The 2,785-nt window shown below is 51.2% G+C and carries 2 protein-coding genes; both read right to left on the reverse strand.

Annotated elements, in window-relative coordinates:
• Window positions 1-1,278, reverse strand: a 1,278-nt coding sequence (locus FDX03_RS14870) for an HAAAP family serine/threonine permease (protein WP_137346164.1), incomplete at its 3' end; no start/stop codon positions are given.
• Between the two features lie 559 nt (window positions 1,279-1,837).
• A partial coding sequence (gene ppnN / locus FDX03_RS14875) for a nucleotide 5'-monophosphate nucleosidase PpnN (RefSeq protein WP_249357071.1) occupies window positions 1,838-2,785 on the reverse strand: 948 nt, incomplete at its 5' end.

The raw sequence follows: 2,785 nt of genomic DNA on the forward strand, positions 1-2,785 counted from the left end.
AGAGTAGAAAATAGCGGAGATAGCGATCAGGCCCATAATCACAACGAACACGTTGCTGATATGGCCGCTGTATTTACGCATTGCCGGTACTTTCTGAATCGCATACATCGGCATCAGGAACAGAATCATCGCGATGATTGGGCCACCCAGGGTCTCAATCATACCGAGGATGCTCGGGTTCAGCGTCGCCACAATCCAGGTGGTTACCAGCATGAACAGTGCAGTGATTTTGTTCAGTTTGTTGATTTCGATGGATTTGCCTTTGCCGCGCAGAGACTTAATCACCATCCCGTTGAAGCCTTCACGTGCGCCCAGGTAGTGGCCGAGGAAGGATTTGGTGATAGCGATAATCGCGATGATCGGTGCCATCCAGGCAATAATCGGCGCGTTAAAGTGGTTCGCCAGGTAAGACAGAATCGAGATGTTCTGCTCTTTTGCTGCTGCCAGGTCCGCCGGGGTCAGGCTGAATACACAGCTGAAGACGAAGAACATAACGGTCAGTACCATCATGATGTGAGCGAATGCCAGAATCTTGGAGCATTTCTTCTCAGCTTCATCACCGTACTCTTCACGCTTCGCCACGGCGAAGGAGGAGATGATAGGGGAGTGGTTGAAGGAGAACACCATTACCGGAATCGCCAGCCACAGGGTCAACAGCAGGCCGTTGCCGGTGGTTGCCGCAGAGTCAAAAGACATGGTTTCCAGAATCGCACCGCTCCACTGAGGGATCAGATACAGCGCCAGCAGCATCAGAGCCGCAACGAACGGGAATACCAGGATGCTCATCGCCTTAACGATCATCTGCTCACCGAAGCGCACGATGGTCATCATGCCGACAATCAGAATCAGAGAGAGGATTGCACGCGGCGGCGGCGTAATCGCCAACTGGTGAGTCAGGAAGCTTTCAACGGTGTTGGTGATTGCAACACTGTAAACCAGCAGAATGGGGTAGATAGCGAAGAAGTAGAGCAGAGTAATCAGTTTACCTGCGCCAACGCCAAAGTGTTCTTCTACAACTTCGGTGATGTCTTCACCCGGATTTTTACCGGACAGCACAAAGCGGGTCAGACCACGGTGAGCAAAGAAGGTCATTGGGAAGGCAAGAATGGCCATGATGATCAGCGGGATCATACCGCCAACGCCTGCGTTAATTGGCAGGAATAATACACCCGCGCCAATCGCCGTGCCGTAAAGGCCCAGCATCCACATGGTGTCTGTCTTGCGCCATGCGCTGCGGGTCTGGCCCGTAACGATAGTGCTGGTTTGCGTGTTTTCCATCTGTTTCTCCTGGAGGAAGCTTAAAAAGTCGGGTTTGGGTTCAATCCAATGAAAAAATACCCGACTGTAAAACGAAATTCGTTTAGCGATTTTTATATAATTTTTCGCCGTAATAATTTTCGGGCGGAAAGATACATTTAAGTAATGAATGTATCAGTGATCGCGATCTCAAATGCAATAATCCACCTTTTATGTGGATAAATTTGGACCATTAATCTGTTAAAAAATAGTCAAAGCGAATTTACGGGCGTGAAGGCTAACATTAACGACATATGGCATGAAAGACAGGGCGCGAAGATACGAGGGTTGCGCTATAAAAACTGTTGTTTTTAGTGAATTCTGATGACTAATTATAATTTGCGGTGATAAATCACGGTTTCCCCTGGGAGGTAATCGTTTGCGTTTTGGGGCTCGCCAGACGAAAGATAATTGATATTTATGTTATTGCGTGAGCTATGTGACTGGTATCACTAAAAAAGCCGGTTGGCTGAAGCGCCAAATCCGGCTTTGATATGGACAAAACTGTCACCGCTATAGCGCTGCTAGCGGGTGTTGAAGGTTATGCGCAGATCTCGTAGCACGGGATATACGCAGTGCCCGGTAACTTCATACGATGTTGTGCAACAAAGCCCTGCAGGAGATCGTCCATGCGGCGCATCATCTCAGGGTCACCGTGGATTTTGTACGGGCCAAACTCTTCAATGGCGCGAATGCCGACTTCTTTCACGTTCCCCGCGACAATCCCGGAGAATGCGCGACGCAGGTCTGCAGCCAGCACTTCAACAGGCTGGTCTGGATACAGTTTCAGATTCGCCATGTTTTCGTGGGACGGTTCGAACGGCATCTGCAAATCAGGCGCGATACGAATTGACCAGTTAAAGCTGTAGGCATCACCGGTGTCGCGACGGTTTTCTTTCACCAGCGGCATCGCTTTTTTCATCAGACGAGCGACTTCCGCTGCATCGTCAATGATAATGCGATAGTGACGGCGCGCCTCTTCTCCCAGCGTGTGCACGATAAATTCGTCCAGCACGCGGAAGTAATCGGCGCTCTCTTTTGGCCCGGTCAGGATCAATGGCAGAACTTGATCTTTGTTGGCCGGATTCATCAGGATACCCAGCAGATACAACAGCTCTTCTGCTGTCCCTACGCCGCCCGGGAAGATGATAATGCCGTGAGCGATACGCACGAACGCTTCCAGACGTTTTTCAATGTCCGGCATGATGATCAGTTCGTTAACCAGCGGGTTAGGCGGTTCCGCCGCGATAATTGACGGCTCGGTCATACCAATAAAGCGGCTGTCTTTGTAGCGCTGCTGAGCGTGGCCGACCGCGGCGCCTTTCATTGGCGCTTCCATCGCGCCCGGACCACACCCGGTGCAGATGTTCAGTTCACGCAGGCCTAACTGAGTGCCCACGCGACGCGCATACAAGTATTCGTTCTCGTTGATGGAGTGACCGCCCCAGCAGACGACCATGTTCGGCGCTTCACCGACGTGAAGCGCCCG

It is taken from the genome of Citrobacter sp. wls827 (genome assembly GCF_005280875.1).
GTDB lineage: Bacteria > Pseudomonadota > Gammaproteobacteria > Enterobacterales > Enterobacteriaceae > Citrobacter > Citrobacter youngae.